Source organism: Lysobacter sp. N42 (assembly GCF_004344885.1).
The window spans coordinates 165681-184810 of the sequence record NZ_SKFB01000003.1 but is presented as its reverse complement, the minus strand read 5'-3'; the positions used below and the strand labels follow the sequence as shown (position 1 = coordinate 184810).

14 protein-coding genes are annotated in these 19130 nt (G+C 46.1%); 11 read left to right on the top strand and 3 right to left on the bottom strand.

Annotated elements, in window-relative coordinates; all coding sequences use genetic code 11:
* Nucleotides 1-5: 5 nt before the first annotated feature.
* Nucleotides 6-683 (bottom strand): GPP34 family phosphoprotein, encoded by a 678-nt coding sequence (locus EYQ95_RS08395; protein ID WP_165924701.1) that lies wholly within the window; start codon nucleotides 681-683, stop codon nucleotides 6-8.
* Between the two features lie 127 nt (nucleotides 684-810).
* Between EYQ95_RS08395 and EYQ95_RS08390 the strand changes: the two genes are divergently transcribed.
* The 11 genes from EYQ95_RS08390 to EYQ95_RS08340 all read left to right on the top strand — a co-directional run bounded on the left by EYQ95_RS08390 (nucleotide 811) and on the right by EYQ95_RS08340 (nucleotide 17638).
* The gene (locus EYQ95_RS08390) at nucleotides 811-1671 is read left to right on the top strand and encodes a hypothetical protein (protein WP_111915492.1); all 861 of its coding nucleotides are present in this window, start codon (nucleotides 811-813) and stop codon (nucleotides 1669-1671) included.
* Nucleotides 1672-1781: 110 nt separating this feature from the next.
* Nucleotides 1782-3935 carry a TonB-dependent siderophore receptor gene (locus tag EYQ95_RS08385; protein ID WP_207916293.1) on the top strand — a complete coding sequence of 718 codons (2154 nt, stop codon included), beginning with the start codon at nucleotides 1782-1784 and terminating at the stop codon, nucleotides 3933-3935.
* A 6-nt stretch (nucleotides 3936-3941) separates the two neighbouring features.
* Nucleotides 3942-5060, top strand: coding sequence for a PepSY domain-containing protein (locus EYQ95_RS08380; RefSeq protein ID WP_111915493.1), 1119 nt, complete (start codon nucleotides 3942-3944; stop codon nucleotides 5058-5060).
* Between the two features lie 17 nt (nucleotides 5061-5077).
* Nucleotides 5078-5863, top strand: a complete 786-nt coding sequence (locus tag EYQ95_RS08375) for a thioredoxin family protein (RefSeq protein ID WP_111915494.1) — start codon at nucleotides 5078-5080, stop codon at nucleotides 5861-5863.
* 166 nt (nucleotides 5864-6029) lie between these two features.
* Nucleotides 6030-8240, top strand: a complete 2211-nt coding sequence (gene katG, locus EYQ95_RS08370; protein ID WP_111915495.1) for a catalase/peroxidase HPI — start codon at nucleotides 6030-6032, stop codon at nucleotides 8238-8240.
* A 131-nt stretch (nucleotides 8241-8371) separates the two neighbouring features.
* A complete protein-coding gene (locus tag EYQ95_RS08365) occupies nucleotides 8372-10807 on the top strand; it encodes a zinc-dependent metalloprotease (RefSeq protein WP_111915496.1) in 2436 nt (811 codons plus the stop codon).
* A 26-nt stretch (nucleotides 10808-10833) separates the two neighbouring features.
* A complete protein-coding gene (locus EYQ95_RS08360) occupies nucleotides 10834-11256 on the top strand; it encodes an EVE domain-containing protein (protein WP_111915497.1) in 423 nt (140 codons plus the stop codon).
* A 71-nt stretch (nucleotides 11257-11327) separates the two neighbouring features.
* The gene (locus EYQ95_RS08355; RefSeq protein ID WP_111915498.1) at nucleotides 11328-12647 is read left to right on the top strand and encodes a serine hydrolase; all 1320 of its coding nucleotides are present in this window, start codon (nucleotides 11328-11330) and stop codon (nucleotides 12645-12647) included.
* Nucleotides 12640-13161 (top strand): MarR family winged helix-turn-helix transcriptional regulator, encoded by a 522-nt coding sequence (locus EYQ95_RS08350; protein ID WP_111915499.1) that lies wholly within the window; start codon nucleotides 12640-12642, stop codon nucleotides 13159-13161. Before EYQ95_RS08355 ends, EYQ95_RS08350 begins: the two co-directional genes overlap by 8 nt.
* A 220-nt stretch (nucleotides 13162-13381) precedes the next feature.
* Nucleotides 13382-16150 carry a GGDEF domain-containing protein gene (locus EYQ95_RS08345; RefSeq protein ID WP_132327478.1) on the top strand — a complete coding sequence of 923 codons (2769 nt, stop codon included), beginning with the start codon at nucleotides 13382-13384 and terminating at the stop codon, nucleotides 16148-16150.
* 27 nt (nucleotides 16151-16177) lie between these two features.
* Nucleotides 16178-17638, top strand: a complete 1461-nt coding sequence (locus tag EYQ95_RS08340) for an NAD-dependent succinate-semialdehyde dehydrogenase (RefSeq protein ID WP_111915501.1) — start codon at nucleotides 16178-16180, stop codon at nucleotides 17636-17638.
* 2 nt (nucleotides 17639-17640) lie between these two features.
* Here the strand turns inward: EYQ95_RS08340 and EYQ95_RS08335 are convergent, their stop codons facing one another.
* Nucleotides 17641-18213 (bottom strand): gamma-glutamylcyclotransferase, encoded by a 573-nt coding sequence (locus EYQ95_RS08335; protein WP_111915502.1) that lies wholly within the window; start codon nucleotides 18211-18213, stop codon nucleotides 17641-17643.
* A gap of 5 nt (nucleotides 18214-18218) precedes the next feature.
* Nucleotides 18219-19106 carry a putative RNA methyltransferase gene (locus tag EYQ95_RS08330; protein ID WP_111915503.1) on the bottom strand — a complete coding sequence of 296 codons (888 nt, stop codon included), beginning with the start codon at nucleotides 19104-19106 and terminating at the stop codon, nucleotides 18219-18221.
* Between the last annotated feature and the right edge of the window lie 24 nt (nucleotides 19107-19130).

The following is a 19130-nucleotide window of genomic DNA, read 5'->3' as shown; positions in this document are numbered from 1 at the left end:
GCAAATCAGCCAGTCGCAGCAGAAATTGCCGGCACGGTTGCCGCTATAATCACGGTAACCTCAATGGCAGCAATGATTTCTTTAGTCAGCTCACCGAACTGATTGCCTTTCGCGATATTCTCGATTGCTGCTTTGTGTTCTTTTAACTCTTTCTTGCTCAACGCTTTCCCAAGGATCTTAAGCGCTTTAGCGATAGAAATAAGCAAAACCATACGCGGGTCTGTATTCTCTGACGGCTTCATAATAGTGTCGCGTATGTCTTGAATAAGCTGGGCTTCTATTCGAGGTTGCTGTGATGTGTAGCGGCGCGCTTTGAAAACCCAAAGAACTTTATGAATTTCTTTCTCAACAATATGCTTTTCGGCCAAACTTTCAGCCACGCGGTGATTCAAGCCTTTCATAGCTGCCAGCTTAGTTACCCAGTGCTTTAACTTTCTATTTTTTTTAGACGCTCTAAGCTTCTCTATAACTTCCCTTAGCAATGGCTCGTCTGCGGTTGCGCCTTCTTTCAACACAACGATATTCTTTTTACCTTCAGTCAACTCAATTTGCTGCTCCAAAAGAAGCTCTGCAAGCATAGACGCTGCAATTCCATACTGTAGGAAGCCTACCTGAAGTCGGCCTTTTGCGCCGTGCAGAGCTAATAACACGAGCTTTTCATGTAATTTCAACGTGTCTAACATAAATGCGTTCTCCATTTGAGTAACGCCAACAGATTAGCACTGCTTGACGAATTCTGACATTTTTCAATTGAACCAAAATGTTTCAAAAAGCGACTAATATTCAATCAATATTCAAGGACGCTATTCCATGCATACTGTTAAATCGATCATCACGTTGGCTATTTTTTCCTTTTCAACCGCTGCTTTAAGTGTTCCCCAGCAAGAAAGCGACTGGATTACCGTTTTCGAAAACGACTCTATTCGTTTGCTCAGCCACGACATTGAAGATGCTTCAGAAATCCGTGCCAACCTACTAGAGGCAGAGCGCACCTTTACAGACTGGTTTGTAGCCCCTGAAAAAATAGATATTTTTATTAGCGATAGTCAGTCTACTTTAGGCTCACTGCCGGAGCTTCAAAGCTCTCGTCATTTAGCGCTTTCTCGTGAAACGTTAGCCGCAAAAAAGGGGCCAGACCGCACCTTCGCCGCAATCATTGCACACGAAACCTGTCATCTATGGTTTATCGACTATGTGACCAGTCAGGGCATTCCACAAACTAGCGGCGGACAAATTCCTGCATACGGGCACGGCCAAATTAACGACTGGCTAGACGAAACAATTGCAGTCGCATGTGAACAAGGTGATGTAGCACAAAGCCGTCGAGACCAGGACTTTCCCATTACACCGTTAGAGCAATACCTTACAAACAAACACCCCGTTTATGCACAAATAGAAGCTCGAGTTGCAGCGATATTGGCCGCACGCCAAGGCAACGGAAGCAGCCAGCAAACCATTCGCCTTACCACCGACGACAATGAATTGATCCACTTTTATCTGCAGTCTGCACATTTTGGCGACTTCATTTTTAGCCGCACAACCCCAGAACAACGTCAGCAACTTATTCGCTACGCACAGCCCGACTCGGATATTGAAAACCTTGCTTCATTTCTTGAATTTGACTCCATCGGCGCATTAAGCGAGGCATTTCAACGCTTCGTAGAGGATTAAAACAACTAAAACCAGCATTCAAAAAACAGACCTTAACGGTGTTGAGAATAATTTGCATTTAGATTATCATTCGCAAAATATTCGCTAACTAATCTGTTGAGGAGTTTATCGTGGGTAAGTTTTCAACCCTGACACTTGCATTATTTGTGGCTGGTTTACCGGTAACTGCTGTGCTTGCAGCCGACCAAGGTACTGAGGACACTATTGAACATATCGAGGTTCGTGGTCAGCAACAGTCTGGCTACCGTGTGCAAGACCAGCAGTCTAGTTCACGACTCGATTTAGATATGAAAGACACGCCACAAATGGTTTCAGTGATCAATGGCGAACGTATCGCAGACTTTCAACTTAACGACATCAACAGTTTGCTAGAGAACTCGGCTACGATTAACGTTGAGCAAGTTGAAACTGACCGCACTTACTACTCTTCTCGTGGCTTTGAACTCAATAACTTTCAAATCGACGGTTTAGGTCTTCCGCTTATTAATAGTAACTCTCATGGCCGCATGGACACCGCGCTATATGAGCGTGTTGAAATTGTGCATGGCGCAAACGGTATTATGACTGGTGTGGGAAGCCCTGCCGCAACCGTAAACATGGTTCGTAAGCGCCCACAGGCTGAAAACTCTGGCTCAGTGAGTTTTACTACAAGCTCTTGGAGCGGGCAGCGCGCAGAAGCAGACTTTTCCCGTGTACTTAATCGCTACTTGCGTGGTCGGGTTGTTTTAGTGAACGACGACTCTGAGTCTTATCTCGACCGTTACGAGAACTCAACGCAAGTAATTTATGGTGTGATCGACTTCGCGCCAGGTACGAATACGCTCATTACGATTGGTCATAGCGAGCACCGCAGTGAAACTGACGGAAATATGTGGGGTGCGCTAACCCTTCACTATGGCGACGGCACACCAACGAACTTTGATCGCTCAACTAACATTGCTGCCGACTGGTCTGAATGGAACGTTAAAGAGCAACGTAGCTTTATTGATGTAGAGTCAGTACTTAGCGAAAACACCACGCTTCGCGTGGCATACAACCGTGTTCGTACCGACGAAGACAGCATGTTGTTCTACACCTACCTTGCAGACACAAACCAAGGATTAAACCCAGACACCGGTTTAGGATTAATTGGTTATGGTAGTGAGTACGACTTAGACGACGAACAAGACACTTTTGATGCGTATCTAACCACTATGTTCGACGCTTTCGGTGAGTCACATCAATTTGTAGTCGGCGCAAACTACTCTCGCTTAGATTATGTAGACACGTCTTTATACGACTTCCATACAGGCAACGGCTTCCCTGCTATGCCTGCGCTTGAAGACTGGAATGGTAATACTCCGTTTCCAGAATTTACTGACGGCTTGGCTGGCAGTGTTATCGACAACACCCAACGGGCAATATATGCGCAGGCTCGTTTAGCGCTCTCATTAGATACTCACTTACTCATCGGTGGTCGCTACAACGAGTTTGAAACCGAAGGTGTAGGTTATGGCGTAGACGAAACCCGCGATGACGCTGAGTTTATCCCTTATATCGGTTTTACCCACATGTTTAGCCCGGAAACCACCGTATATGCCTCTTACACCGAAACATTTATGGCGCAGAACCAGAAAGACGAGAATTTTGAGCGTCTGCCTGCTTTAACGGGTAAAAATACCGAACTAGGCGTTAAAACAGAGCTATTTGACGGAAAAGCTCTATTTTCGGGAGCTATTTTCAATGTTGAACAAGAAAACCTAGCTGTTGCGAATGGTACGGTTGTAAACCCAGAAACCAATGCTCCTGAAACTATCTACCGTGCAGCAGACGGTGTGCGTAGCCGCGGTGTAGAAATGGAAATTGCGGGTGAATTAACGCGTGGTTTACAAGCGAGCGTGTCATTGACGTCATTTAATATCGACGGTGACGACATGGTTGCAGATTACACGCCTGAAAATTTGTTCCGCGCCAGCATGACCTATACCCCTGCAAGCATTGAAGCGTTGAAGTTAGGTGCTAGCTTCCAGTGGCAAGACACCATTAGCCGAGTGCAAGGCGTGGTTGGCGACTTTTACGCTAACGAAGGAGAAACGATTGTAACTACACAAGGTGCTTATGGACGCTTAAACCTAATGGCTAGTTACCAATTGAACGACAATTTACGTTTGTCATTTAATGCCAACAACGTACTCGACAAAAAGTACATCAATAGCTTGGTTTGGGCGCAAGGATACTACGGTGCGCCACGCAACTATTCAGCGTCGATTGCTTGGAGTTTTTAATCGAGTATGAGTGCTAGAAAAAAGTTACATCAATGGCACGGATGGGCGGGGATCATTTTAGTGGTCCCCTTTCTCGTTATTTGCCTAACCGGAAGTATTATTGTATTTAAAAAGGAGCTAGACGCGTGGCTTATGCCTGAAATAGCCACTCTAGAGCCTACAGAGCAAGCAAGGCTTCCACTCACTGAACTTACCGCTGAAGTGAATGAGCAGCTACCGAACTATGAAATTGGCAGCTGGGAGATATTTCCTGAAGGTCACGACGAAGCCGATCGTGTATTCGTCATAAAGAAAGGTACAGATGAGTGGCATAAAGCTTATTTAAACCCTTACACTGGAGAGCTTCAGGCGGGTCCAACCGAGTCTGGCCATTACCTAACAGATTGGCTAGTTGAGCTCCACTACACACTGTTATTGAATGATTTACCGTACGTAGACGAGCATTTAGGTCTTATTGTTTCGTTTATATTGGCTGTTTTCTTAGTCTTTATGGGAATCAGCGGTCTAATCATCTACCGGAAATTCTGGCTTCGTTTCTTCACACTCCGCTGGAACCAACGCTTGCTTGTGGTGTTTAGTGATTTACACAAAATGTTCGGTACTTTTGCGTCTCCAGTATTACTCGTATTGGGTATTACCGGCGGCTATTACAGCGCGATTATTTATTATGAAGAATGGAAAGAGCACGGTAGCGGTGAGCAACACCATATTATGACGGATCGGCTTTATAATTCGGAACTGAATATCGATGCTTTAGTAGCAGACAGTGAGCAACAAATAGAAGGCTTTAAGCCTACATATTTATTGTTTCCGTTTGAGCCAGAATTACCGTTTACTGTATTTGGTCGCGCACCAACCGCAAATCCATTGCTGAGCAACTATGGCAGTGTGTCCAATTACGACCCATGGACCGGCGAATACCAGAGCACCTACAATTTAAATGAACAGGGTGTCGGTATGAAAACTTTAGATAGCTTTAGGCGCCTTCACTTTGGTACATTTGCAGGCATGCCGATAAAAATACTCTGGAGCTTTGTTGGCGTTATACCACTTCTTTTAGCTGTTTCTGGAACGTACATGTGGCTAAAACGCAAAAGTTGGAAACGTCGAAGAAAGTCTAGATAACCAAGAACAAGAGCGCTATGAGCAAAGCTTTTAAAACCATTATCGCAGGGCTACAAGCCCTGCTTTTCGTCACAGTCGCCGGTATTTCTCCAACAGTATCTGCCGCGAATGAGGCAGATATTCATGCAGACTTTCAATTCAGCCAACACCCAGCCTCTATGCAGCAGCTACATGAAGCAAGAGAGGCGGCAATAAACTCGAGTAAGCCAATGCTATTGGTACTTGGTGCAGAGTGGTGCCACGATAGCCAGGCATTAGCTCAAGCCTTTTCAAGGCCCGATTTTCATCAACAACTGAATCAAAATTACCAAGTGCTTAGTGTAGATGTAGGATACTTAGAGGCCGGCTATGGCATTACTCAAACTTTTGGGTTACCAACGTTTTACGGAACGCCTACGGTGCTTATTGTTGATCCAAATACCAGCACCATTTTGAACAAAATTGACTTTCAGCAATGGACCAGCGCGGCTGCAAAGGCTGATGAAGATTACGAGTCTTATTTTATAGAGAAGAATTTTCCGGTGTATCAGCCTAGCAACATTAACCCAGAAACATTACAACGCATTTTGGCGTTTGAAGCAGAGCAGGCCGAGCGTGTCATGCACGGGTTTCAGATTGTAGGGCCACTATTGCGCCAATATATCGAGTCCGATCGCCAAGATCGCGACGAATTTTTAGCCGCTTGGAACGAGTTAAGCCCTTTTAGAAACGAAATACCACGGATGTTGGAGCAAGCCATTCAAACGCAAAGCATTGAGCCGCTGAAGGCTGCGGCACCACTGTCCTGGGAGTTAGCGCAGTAGGAACGCAATAACCGATTACAAACTGCACTTCTGTATAGACAAAATCTATTAGGCTATTCGAAAATAGCTTGTGCAAAAAAGTCCGATCAGGGTCTATAGTTTTCTTGCGAAGTTAATCCGTGTCGTAAATCTCTTATTCAAGAGTAAACACAAACTGGAGAAAACTATGGACAACAAGAAAGACGCATTAGGTAAATGCCCTGTAATGCATGGCTCGAATACTCGCATGGGCTCTACCGGCACAAAAAATTTAGACTGGTGGCCAAATCAACTGAATTTAAAAATTCTTCACCAAAATGACAAAAAGTCGAACCCACTAGGTGAAGACTTCAACTACCGCGAAGCTTTCAAGAAACTCGACTTAGCGGCTGTTAAAAAAGACCTTGAAGAGGTGATGACCGACTCAAAAGACTGGTGGCCTGCAGACCATGGTCATTACGGTCCTTTCATGATTCGTATGGCATGGCACGCTGCAGGTACTTATCGTACTGGCGACGGTCGTGGTGGTGCGTCTACGGGTAACCAACGGTTTGCACCGCTAAACAGTTGGCCAGACAACGGAAACCTAGACAAAGCTCGCCGCTTGCTATGGCCGGTGAAACAAAAGTATGGCAATAGCCTTTCTTGGGCTGACCTTTTCGTACTTGCAGGTAACGTTGCACTTGAATCTATGGGCTTTAAAACCTTTGGATTCGGTGGCGGCCGTGAAGACATTTGGGAACCAGAAGAAGACATCTATTGGGGTGCTGAAGACGAGTGGTTAGGTAATGTTCGTTACTCTGGCGACCGTAACCTAGAAGCGCCTCTAGCTGCCGTTCAAATGGGTCTTATTTATGTAAACCCAGAGGGGCCTGACGGTAACCCCGACCCTGTAGCTTCTGGCCGCGATATTCGCGACACCTTCGATCGCATGGCAATGAACGACTACGAAACAGTTGCGCTTACTGCTGGTGGTCACACCTTTGGTAAAACTCACGGCGCCGCACCTGATTCTAACTTAGGTCCGGAACCAGAAGCTGCTCCACTTGAAGAACAAGGCTTTGGTTGGAGAAACGCCCACGGTAAAGGTAAAGGCAGAGACACCATTACCAGTGGATTAGAGGGTGCATGGACACCAACGCCAACGCAGTGGGACGGAAAATACTTCGACGTGCTATTTGGTTACGACTGGGAGCTGACAAAAAGCCCAGCCGGAGCACATCAGTGGGTTCCTAAGAACTTGAAAGACGAAGATCACGCGCCGGACGTCGAAGATTCTTCGATTAAAACCAAGATCATGATGACAACTGCAGATATGGCTATGCGAGAAGACTCTGAATATCGCAAGATCTCAGAGAAGTTCCAGCAGAATCCTGAAGAATTTGCAGACGCATTTGCGCGTGCTTGGTTTAAGCTTACGCACCGGGACATGGGGCCAAAAGCTCGTTATTTAGGTCCAGAAGTTCCTGAAGAAGACCTAATCTGGCAAGATCCGGTTCCTGCGGTAGACCACGACTTAATCGACAGTAGCGACATTTCTAACCTGAAGAAAACCATTTTAGATTCAGGTTTGAGCAACCGCGAGTTGATTTACACAGCTTGGTCTTCTGCTTCCACGTTCCGCGGCTCTGACTGCCGAGGCGGTGCAAACGGTGCTCGTATTCGCTTAGCGCCAATGAACAGCTGGGAAGCAAACCAACCAGAGCAATTGAAGAAAGTGATCAGCACACTTGAAGGTATCCAGAAAGACTTTAATTCGAGTCAATCAGGTAACAAACAGGTGTCTGTTGCAGACTTAATTGTACTCGGTGGCTCAGCAGCAGTTGAAGCTGCAGCAAAAGAAGGCGGATTCAATATTGAAGTACCGTTTACACCAGGTCGTACCGATGCCACAGACGAACAAACTGACGCGGACTCATTCGATGTTCTAGAGCCAGAAGCAGACGGTTTCCGGAACTTCATGAAAAAAGCGTTTACGGTTCGTGCAGAAGAGATGCTGTTAGACAAAGCACAATTGTTAACCCTAACAGCACCAGAAATGACGGTTCTTGTAGGCGGCCTTCGCGTTCTAGACGCAAACTATGAAGGTAGCAAACATGGCGTATTCACTGACAAACCTGGCGTGTTAAGCAATGACTTCTTTGTGAACTTAACGGACATGGGAATTGAGTGGAAACCAACCAATGAACATGCTGAAGAGTTTGAAGCATTCGACCGCGCTACAGGTAAAGTGAAGTGGACAGGAACACGCGTAGACCTTGTGTTCGGTTCAAATTCGCAGCTTCGTGCACTTGCAGAAGTTTACGCTCAAAGTGACGCGAAAGAGAAGTTTGTTAAAGACTTCGTGGCAGCATGGACCAAGGTTATGAATGCTGACCGCTTTGACTTACTCGACTAAACGAAATTTCGAATTTCGTGAATATCCAAGGGCGCTTTAAAAGCGCCCTTGCTGTTTTTAACCTATTCGGTTTTATTCCCTACAAAATTTAGCGATACTGCCTTGATAACAATTCAAAAAGGTACTTCGTGATGCGCATTTTATTTAAATTACCGCTGGTTACACTCATTTTAAGCTGCCTTCTGCTCATTAATATGCCGTTAGCTGAGGCGCAAGAGCAGAGCATAGAAGAATTTACGGAAAGCTTAGAAAGACGAGAAGGCTTTTTTAATCTTTATGTTGACCAAGCAAAAGACCGGGTATACCTCGAAGTACCTGAAAATGCCGGTGCATTTATTTTTCAAAGTAGCCTTCCCCGAGGTGTAGGTTCAAACGATTTAGGCCTGGACCGAGGGCAACTGGGCGCAACGCGTCTTGCTCACTTCAGCTTTCATGGGGAAAGAGCATTACTCATTGAGAAAAATACACAATATAGGGCAATTACCGAAAACCAAGCAGAGCGTCTTAGCGTGCAAGAAGCCTTCGCCGAGTCGACATTATTTGGCTTCGACATTGTCGCTAAAACAGATGGCCGGGTATTGCTTGACTACACACCATTCTTATACACCGACATTCATGGCATTAGCACACGCTTACAAAGCCTGAATGAAGGACAATTTCGTGTTGACCCTTCACGCTCAGTGTTGTGGCTAGAGCGTACCAAGTCGTTCCCACGCAATACGGAATTAGAAGCTAAAGTCACATTTTCTGGAAGCCAAGCAGGCTATTACTTGCGCTCGGTAACCCCTGACAGTTCTGCGCTTACGGTTCATTTACACCACTCGTTTATTGCCTTACCGCCAGAAGATTATGAACCACGTGCTTTCCACCCAAACAGCGGCTTGTTCCCAAACAGTTTTCAAGACTATGCAGTACCGCTACAGCAAGACATGACCACTCAGTATGTGCGCCGTCATCGCTTGGAAAAAGCAAACCCAAGTGCTGAACGAAGTGAAGCAATTGAACCGATTATTTATTACCTTGACCCAGGTGTTCCTGAGCCAGTTCGCACAGCACTTATCGAAGGTGGCGAATGGTGGAACGAAGCCTTTGAGGACCTTGGTTTTATTAACGCATTCCAAATTCGCGATCTTCCTGCTGACGCAGACCCAATGGATGTTCGTTATAACGTTATTCAATGGGTTCACCGCGCAACTCGAGGCTGGTCTTACGGTTATTCTGTAGTTGACCCACGTACCGGTGAAATACTGAAAGGTCATGTAACTTTAGGTTCATTGCGCGTTCGTCAAGACATGCGCATCGCCCAGGGATTATTAGCGCCATTTTCAGAAGAAAAAGACACCGAGGCCCTACTAGCTGAAATTGAACGAGTTGCGCTGCATCGTATTCGTCAACTTTCAGCACATGAAATTGGGCATACCCTGGGTATTGCTCATAACTTTGCTTCGAACTCGCAAAACCGTGCGTCTGTTATGGACTACCCACACCCTCTCATCGAGCTTAATGAGCAAGGCGAAGTTACGCTGCAAAATGCTTACGCAACAGGTATGGGTATATGGGACAAATTCACAGTGGCTTATGCGTATAGTGAGTTTGCAGACCAAGAAACAGAACGTCGTGGACTTACTTCGTTGCTTGAACAAGCGCGTGAGCAAGACCTGCACTTCATTTCTGACCGTGACGCACGGGCAGCTCATGGTGGGCACCCTACCGCGCACCTATGGAATAACGGCGCAAATGCCACCGACGAATTAAACCGTTTGGTGAACATTCGTAGCCAAGTACTTAATCAATTCGGCCTTAGCAATATAGCCGAAGGTCAACCGCTTAGTGACTTAGAGCATGTGTTAGTGCCGATGTTCTATTTACACCGTTATCAGGTGGAGGCAGCAGCTAAACTAGTAGCGGGTGTGCATTACCGCTATTACGTTACGGGTGAGCAGCCAGTCGATCACACCATGGTGAGCAGCGAGCAACAACAAGCAGCGATTGACGCGCTATTGAACACTTTAGGTACCGACTTCTTGACTATTCCTCAGTCGGTTCAACAATTACTTGTGCCCAATGCATATGGCTCGTATGACTCTAGAGAAGACTTCCCAGGACGAATGGGGCTATTTAACGACCCAGTTACGATTGCAGAAGCGAGTGCGAACCATACGTTACAGCTTTTGTTCCATCCATTGCGTCTGAACCGATTACAGTGGCAACACGCAAATGACGCAAGCATTCCATCACCTGCACAGGTGGCTAGGCAGGCGTTGCAAGCAACTTGGGATACATTAGAAGACGTAAAAGACCCGATTTCACAGCGCACCGCTTATGTGACTGCGTATCAAATTTTCCAAACATCGATGAACTCAAACACGGCACCAGAAGTGCGCGCGGCCTTGCAACAGGTACTTCGTCACTCCGCAGATAAGCTTGCCGACGATGCCGATAGCTGGCGTTATGAGAGCAGTGCATTTAGTGCTTATTTGGCAAGATTGGTGAATCAAGCACTTATAGACCAAGAGTGGCCTGAAGCGTTTGCTCCTGCGGAGTTACCGCCAGGCTCCCCGATTTAGCGCGCTAATTATTCAAGGAGCAACACATGGCGTATTGGCTTATGAAAACCGAGCCAGATGAGTGCAGCATCGACGACTTTGCCCGACAAGCAGAGTCGCCGATTTGCTGGGACGGAGTACGAAATTACCAGGCTCGAAACTTTATGAGAGAAATGAAGGTTGGTGATAGCGTCTTTATTTACCATTCCAGCTGCAAAGCAATCGGCATCGCCGGAACAGTGGAGGTTGTGAAAGAGGCTTACCCAGACCCCACGCAAGAAAATATTGAGAGCAACCGCTGGAGTGCCGTCGACTTAATCTTCAAAGCTAAGTTCAAACGAGTTATTACGCTAAATGAACTAAAGTCTATTCCTGCCCTCGCAAAGAACCCACTGGTACAGAAAGGCAATAGGCTGTCGGTTATTCCCTTTAGCCAAACTGAATGGAACGCGGTTCACGCTTTTATTTAAAGTAAACGTCAGCATTGACAATATCTTTATGTAAAGATAAATTATCTCTACACAAAGATATTGAGGTGTTTATGTTCGTCCGTGATTTGAAATTAATATTTATCATGTTTGGTTTATGCGCGTTACTTTCAGGGTGCAACAATCCACAACCTGAGCTAAGCGAGAACTCCGAACAAGAGACAACTACAGATGTTGTTGAGTACTTTGAAGCACTGGCTAACCTATCAAAGTTTAATGGCGTAGTTTACTTATCTAGAAACTCCGAAGTATTAGTTAACAAAGCATTTCAAGCACAAGACTTTCCAACTCGAGGCGCCGTAACCCCAGAGTCAATGTTCCATATTGCCTCTGTGCGTAAACTCATGAACCAATATCTTGTCTTTCAAAACCCTCCCGTAGAAGGTTTCGCAGACATTCCCTTGGTTGAGTGGATAGATGGCGCCAATATACATCCAGCGTGGACCCTACGCATGTTGCTCAATCACGAAAGTGGCTTACCCCGAGGAGAAGCGCATGAGTTCGGCGACACCCCATACACGCTAGAAGAAACGAAAGCATTGATTCTTTCTCAGCCATTACGCACTGCGCCCGGAGAAGAGTTTTATTATTCTAACTTTGGTTACCTGCTTATCGATATAGCGATTGGAGAATGGTTTGAACAACACCCAAATGAAGTTTTTAGGGCTGAGGTTTTCGAACCGTTATCACTGACTCGAACTATGAATGCGAATGCAGCCTTCCAGCAAGATAACTATGCGCAAGGTTACTATTATCCAGAAAGCGACACCGCGGTTGCGGCTGAACGCTATAAGTTTCTGCAATTCGAAAGCGGAGATCTTTATTCGACGGCTCAAGACCTTGCCCAGTTTGTACGCCAAATCGAATCGCCAGATATTCGCTCCAACGGCATTGTTGAGCATGCCGGAGCCAAAAGAGGCTATCGTAGTTACCTTTATCACGACAGCAACCAACAACTTACTTTCGTGATGCTTGCCAATACAACAGCTGTTCCCATAACCGATGTGATTTCTGACATGAAGCGGATTTTTACAGGAGAAGCCGTACCTATTCCAAAAGAAATTAACCGTCAAGCTATCGCATACCAACCGTATATAGCGGAGCAAATTGCTGGCGATTACACGTTGTTGGTTAATGGCCAAACCCTTATTCTAACGTGCGACGCGAACGGCATTTATTTGAATGATCCGGCGTCAGAGCAAGCTCCGCAAGAGCTTTTATTTGAAAACGAAACCACACTATTTCACGACCCTAAAGTGCTCGATAGCTTTGCAATAGAGTGGCACAATAATCAGCCTCAACTTTTCGCAGTAGCTATGGGTGGCGCACGTTTCCCTATGCAGCGAGAACAAGCTAGGAGCTGTAATGACTAAAGCCAACGAAAACCCTGAACTAGCAGACTTTATGGCGTCTGAATGGCGCCGTGAGAAACCTGATTTACCGGTTGAAGATGCAGCGTTACTGGGTGTTCTAATTGGCGTAGTCAGACGTATTGAGCGCACAGGACAAACAGCATTAAAGAAGTACCAATTACTAAATAATGAACACGACCTATTAGCTTGCTTAAGGCGCAAAGGCCAACCCTATGCGGCTATAGCCAACGACATTTTGTCAGAAATTCTATTAACGAGTGGCGCACTCACCACTTGTGTGGACAGGCTTATCAAACGAGGGTTGCTTATTCGAGCTCAAGATAAGCATGACAGGCGTAAGCGTTGGATTAAGTTAACAGACAAAGGCGTTGAGCTTATCGACAAAGTCACCACAGAGCGCTTTCAACTTGCAGCTACCATTCTGCAAAACTTTAATGAAAACGACAAAGCGAAACTCAAACAGTATATTTTGCAGTTTGATGCCGCATTACTACCGATTGAGAAGCCGGAATAAGCGCCACTAGAAAACGTTTAGGTAACTTCCCACACCGCAAAACTCGTGCTAACTTTTGATATTGAATAATTTTCATACAAAAGAGAGTGTATCTGTGCGTCGTATATGGCTTCTATGTTTGCTCCTACTTTCCGCGCTTCCCGCTGCAAGCTTTGCTAGCCATCACACTAATCCTATTCTATCCATTGGTATTCCCCCCATCGGCAACTTCGAGTCGAATATGAATAGTCACCCCGAATCACACGCGATTGCCGTGGGTAACGAAGGCTTCATATATGTAGGAACAAATACCGGCATTAAGGTTTACGACGGTGAGAACTGGACCTTCATTGCCACTCCCAATCGCAAACTTGTGCGTTCGTTAACCGCGGGTAAGGATCGGCGTATGTACGTGGGCGGTTACGACAGCTTTGGCTATATTGAGCCAGACACCACGGGGCAACTGGTCTTTCATGACCTTTCGCAAGAATTTACGTCATTACGCACGGCTGGGTATGCCGATATTTGGGATTTGCTGGTGACCGAAGACGCTGTTTATTTTAAAGCTGTTCGGGACTTATTTCGCTATGACATAAACACAGGCGCTACGTCTGTGTGGCAGTTTGAAGGACGCTTCGGCGCCATTAACGCTTTCGACAATCAAGTTTATGTGCAATACCGTGGGTTAGGCCTAGCACATTATCGCCAAGGAAATTTTGAATTAGTAAGTGAACACTCACTTTGGCACGAGCATATCTATGATTTGGTCGGTTTAGGGGAAGACGGTTGGCTTGCCAATACGCGTAGCGGCCAATGGCTTCATGTAGATAACCCTTATCAACCTGAACAGGATAACTACCTAGTTCCTCAATTATTTAACCTAGATCAACTTCCAAGCGGCGACGAATTTTATGATGTCGCAGAGGTAGGGCCCGGACAAGTGGCTTTGGCACACAAGGAAGGTTCGGTATTCATTTTCCATTGGGACACCCAAAATGTAGAGCGCTTTCCCGTAAGCTACAACACCATTTTGCAACTTGCGGGCGGCTTCAACAATGCTATTTATGCGCTAGCAGAACAAGATGTTGTTCGCATTGAATGGCCGTCCCAGTGGCGTATTATTGGTCCGCAAACCGGTATTAGAGGTCGGGTTCATAATATTCGCAATTGGCACGACCGCTGGTTTACGCTCACCAGCGCAGGCGTGTTTGAACTTATTAGCGAGCCGGTGCCTCATTTCGAAAAGGTCAGTTGGACCAATCACGAAGCATGGGACCTCATGGAGCTCAATGGCGACTACGCTCTTCTTGCTGATAGTTATCAAATACAACAAGTCAGCGACGATGGCTTAACTCCGTTAACCCACGCCACGTTATATCCGCGCCTATTTCAAGAATCGAAGTTTCGAGAAAATTATACTTTTGTCGGCACAGAGTTGGGCTTAGCGATTTGGCACCCGGTTCACGGTTTAACATTGGAGTGGACCGAACCGGGTACGTTAGTGAATTCTATTGCGCAGCTTGATGCACAAACGCTATTACTTGGCACATCACATCGAGGAGTTATCGAGGTCACACTGGACGAGTCATACTCGATGGTGACACGTGTGCACTATGTGGGAGAAGAGAGCGGGATAAGTTATGGCTTGGCGCGAGAGGCTATTCTCTCTCAGTTTGACAGCCAACTCGTCATAAGTACTGCCAAAGGTCTTTATAATTGGGAAAACGGTACTGCCACACCCGAAGGTTCTGGACTTTGGGAAGCGCTAGAAGCTGAGCAAGCGGTAAGAATAGAAGGCGGTGTAAACAACGACTATTGGGCTTATAGCTTCAATTATCTATATCACTTCAATGGTGGCGATCCAGATCTACAAAAATGGCAAAACGTTCAATTTAATGGCTTGCTACCCGGGGCCATTACCACACTATTTGTAAACGACGCTTACGCACAATATGTGGTGTTAGGTAGCCATTCAGCATTAGTTACATTGCAACCGCAAGCGACTCAGCAAAGCTTTAATACTGAACCGGTTCGCATGAATAGTATTGTGAAAATTAAAGGCGATTCGGCTGAACGACTGGAGCTCAATCAGAATTACAACTTCGAGTCAGGCAGGTTTGCATTGCAATTTAACTTCGCCATGCCTAATTCTTCGGCCGTTGGTGAAACACTTTATAGTGCGCGTTTGGAAGGATACGAAGATCATTTTAGTGAGTGGAATAGAAGCACGAGAATTACCTATTCTAACTTATCCCCAGGTAGCTATTCCTTTATGGTAAAAGCACTTTCGCCCAACGGCGAGATTACGAAAACGGTACCGCTTAACTTTACCATTCAGCCTCCGTGGTATGACAATACGTGGATACGCGCTCTCGCTGTATTGCTTATCATCGCAATGTTATTCCTCGTCGTTAAATACTTCATTCGTCGCCGGACGCGTTTGTTAGCGCTCGAAAAACGGCGTTTAAAAGACATGGTGGAGGAACGAACCCAAGACCTTGCGAATGCTAATAAGAAACTTGAGTCTATGGCGAATGTGGACGGTCTAACCGGCATCGCTAATCGTAGACGACTTGATCAATTTCTTGGTGAAGCCGTACATCACTGTATGAGCAGTGGAAAACCATTATCGCTTTTACAAATCGATGTTGACCACTTTAAGTCTTATAACGACACCAATGGTCATTTAGCCGGTGATAATGTTTTGAAAGAAGTAGCTCATGCCCTACAAACAACGTTAAGAAGACAAGAAGATTTAGTCGCAAGGTTTGGTGGAGAAGAGTTTACTGTAGTTATGCCAGGAGCGTCTCAAGAGCATGCACTTGATGTCGCAGAAGCAATGCGACAGCATGTAGAGTCTACAGTGAGTCAAATTACTATTTCGGTCGGTGTGGCAGTAATGCAGCCTGAAAATATAACAGCACCGGAACATGCAATTCAGACTGTACTTGAGCGAGCGGACAAAGCCCTATATGAAGCGAAAGAAAGTGGGCGCAACCGAGTTTGCTAGTGCAGATTCCAGGGTAAGGAGTACGCTATGACTTGGAGTAACGAAGCAAAGCAGCTTTTTAAGCAACAGTGTTTAGTCAATGGGCAATGGATTTCGAGCAGCTCAAGTGAAACCATTTCGGTAAATAATCCTGCGTCTAACGAAACGCTGGGCACAGTTCCAAGCTTGTCATCTGCAGAGTCAGAAAAAGCGATTCATGCGGCACACCAAGCATTTCCCGCTTGGCGAAAGAAAACCGCGAACGAACGTTCGAGTATTTTGCGCAACTGGTTCAACTTAATCATGGATCACCAAGATGCCCTCGCTGAAATTATGACTCGCGAACAAGGCAAACCCTTAGCCGAAGCTTCCGGTGAAATTGCTTATGCCGCTAGCTTTATAGAGTGGTACGCCGAAGAAGGTAAACGCGTATACGGCGAAACGATTCCCGGAGCAAGTGAAGACGCACGAATAGTGGTCACAAGAGAGCCGGTTGGTGTATGTGCTGCGATTACGCCTTGGAACTTTCCTGCTGCAATGATTACCCGCAAGGTTGGGCCGGCACTCGCTGCTGGCTGCACTATGGTGGTGAAGCCCGCCTCTCAAACGCCGTTTACCGCGCTAGCTATTGCTGAACTAGCGATTCAAGCGGGCGTTCCCGACGGTGTCTTGAATGTTATTACCGGATCCGCGAAAGAGATTGGCGAACAACTATCCACGCACCCTCTGGTACGCAAAATAAGTTTCACTGGCTCTACCGCAGTAGGCTCTACATTAATGGCTCAGGCCTCTAGCACAATCAAAAATATTTCGTTGGAGCTTGGGGGGAATGCACCTTTCATTGTATTCGATGACGCAGACATTGAAGCAGCAGCCGAAGGTGCTGTGGCCTGTAAATTTAGAAATGCTGGGCAAACCTGTGTATGCACCAACCGAATCTATGTTCAGCGTAGTGTTTATCCTGAATTTCTAGCCGCTTTCCGAGAAAAGGTAGCTGCGTTAAAGGTAGGAGACGGGCTGGAGAGCGATGTAGTTATTGGACCTCTGATCAACAATGACGCAGTGAAAAAGGTAGAAGAACACATCGAAGACGCATTGAGCCAAGGTGGTTCGCTAGAATTAGGCGGCAAGCCTCATGAATTAGGTGGGTTATGGTTTCAGCCAACCATTGTTGGCAATGCGACTCAATCCATGAAATGCGCCCACGAAGAAACCTTCGGCCCTTTAGCGCCGCTTTTTATATTCGACGACGAAAGTGAAGCTATAGAGCATGCGAATGACACAGAGTTTGGGTTGGCAGCTTACTTTTATGCGCAAAATATTCATCGCATTCGCAGAGTGAGTGAAGCATTAGAAGCCGGCATTATTGGAGTAAATACGGGCTTAATTTCAAATGCAGCTGCACCATTTGGTGGTGTAAAGTCTTCAGGCTTAGGCCGTGAAGGTGGCCGCCACGGCATTGAAGAATATACCGAAATGAAATACTTATGTCTTGGCGGCGAAGCTTAGTTTTATTTAGGCTTTACTAATAAAGACTCGATGCTGAACACGTGATCGTCTTCGGTGTCGAGTTGCCGTAAAGCCTCTGCAAGTTTAAGTACATACTCGTCGTTAGGGCCACTTGGTCCTTCCGAGCAAGCTATTTGCTGCGCAATTTCTAGGTCTGACGCAGGCCCCAAGTAAGCTGCATTGTCTGGGCCAGCAATATAAACCAAACCTCTTTCCGACTCTGGCTGGTTACCGTCCACGAAATGCAATGCCGTTTCTATGCGCAAATAGCCATTCTTTTCGCGGTGATCAAGGTGTTCAAACACTTCAGGTTTAACTTGATAGGCCATACCTACACATTGCTGGCCTTGGGCAGGGATTAATGTAAGCACACGCCCCGGTGCTTCAGGGGTTCCGCGATGATCATGTGAACCCTGCCAGAACCGGCGCTGCCAATCTTCTATGTAGGCGGGCCGACGCTGCAGATAAGGAAAGTCTACTTTATGAATTAACGAACCATAACCAAAAACCCACACGGGGTGTTCTGGGTGTAAGGGCATACGGTTTTTATTTAAAGTTTGCGTGTCATGTGCCATAACGTTTAGTGAACCGTAATTTCTGGAAGCTTACCTTTCGACATCATATGCACTTGAAAGTGCACAGTGACTTCTAGTGACTCTAACTGCTCAAGCTTAATCAAACTTTCTTGGGAAATACGATACCTATGCGGCGTCATGGTAAGCAAGTTTTGAATATCAGCTTGTGTTTCCAGCAACACTTTATAGCGAATCGATCTGCGCTCAAAAGTTTTAAAACCTGTTCCAGCCTCTCGCTCATTGTCGCTGTCTTTCTTAACTTCAGGGTAAATAATTTCCCGTAGTTCTTTTAAATGGTCGCTACCGGGGTCAACCTGAATCAGCATACCGTCGCCTTTCATAATTCGAAAGAACTCTTCGTAAACTGCAAATCCAAATACGTTTAACACAATACTCATGGAGTCTGACGGCAGCGGTAATTGTGCGTTAGAAGCAACCACCCAGCTTAGATCTTTTGCTTTTTTCGCAGCCGACTGGACCGCCCACTTGGAAATGTCGATACCTACGGCATCCCACTCAAAATCGTCGTTTTCCCAACGTAAGTGCTCCAGCACTTCACGCAGGTAGAAGCCCTCTCCACAGCCGGCATCGAGTATGCTGAACTTATTCTCAATACCACTAAACGAGTCTTGATAAGCGCTGAGTAGCTTCGCTAAAAACGACGCCAGAGGCTCATAGTAACCCGCTTCAAGGAACGCCCTACGCGCGACCACCATGGTTTTACTATCCCCCGGATCTTTCGAGCGTTTAAAATGAGCCGGAAGTAAGTTGATATAGCCTTCTTTAGCACGGTCAAAATGGTGCCCTTGCGCACACGACCAACCCGCTTCATTTTCACTAAGCGCAGTTCCGTCGAGCGGGCAAATAAAGGCTTTAAATCCATTAATTTTCATATAATTGCTTTATAATCATGCTAA

Coding starts and splice junctions, on each gene's coding strand:
- EYQ95_RS08395 (WP_165924701.1), bottom strand. CDS start 683: ATGTTAGACACGTTGAAATTACATGAAAAGCTCGTGTTATTAGCTCTG.
- EYQ95_RS08390 (WP_111915492.1), top strand. CDS start 811: ATGCATACTGTTAAATCGATCATCACGTTGGCTATTTTTTCCTTTTCA.
- EYQ95_RS08380 (WP_111915493.1), top strand. CDS start 3,942: ATGAGTGCTAGAAAAAAGTTACATCAATGGCACGGATGGGCGGGGATC.
- EYQ95_RS08375 (WP_111915494.1), top strand. CDS start 5,078: ATGAGCAAAGCTTTTAAAACCATTATCGCAGGGCTACAAGCCCTGCTT.
- katG (WP_111915495.1), top strand. CDS start 6,030: ATGGACAACAAGAAAGACGCATTAGGTAAATGCCCTGTAATGCATGGC.
- EYQ95_RS08365 (WP_111915496.1), top strand. CDS start 8,372: ATGCGCATTTTATTTAAATTACCGCTGGTTACACTCATTTTAAGCTGC.
- EYQ95_RS08360 (WP_111915497.1), top strand. CDS start 10,834: ATGGCGTATTGGCTTATGAAAACCGAGCCAGATGAGTGCAGCATCGAC.
- EYQ95_RS08355 (WP_111915498.1), top strand. CDS start 11,328: ATGTTCGTCCGTGATTTGAAATTAATATTTATCATGTTTGGTTTATGC.
- EYQ95_RS08350 (WP_111915499.1), top strand. CDS start 12,640: ATGACTAAAGCCAACGAAAACCCTGAACTAGCAGACTTTATGGCGTCT.
- EYQ95_RS08345 (WP_132327478.1), top strand. CDS start 13,382: ATGAATAGTCACCCCGAATCACACGCGATTGCCGTGGGTAACGAAGGC.
- EYQ95_RS08340 (WP_111915501.1), top strand. CDS start 16,178: ATGACTTGGAGTAACGAAGCAAAGCAGCTTTTTAAGCAACAGTGTTTA.
- EYQ95_RS08335 (WP_111915502.1), bottom strand. CDS start 18,213: ATGGCACATGACACGCAAACTTTAAATAAAAACCGTATGCCCTTACAC.
- EYQ95_RS08330 (WP_111915503.1), bottom strand. CDS start 19,106: ATGAAAATTAATGGATTTAAAGCCTTTATTTGCCCGCTCGACGGAACT.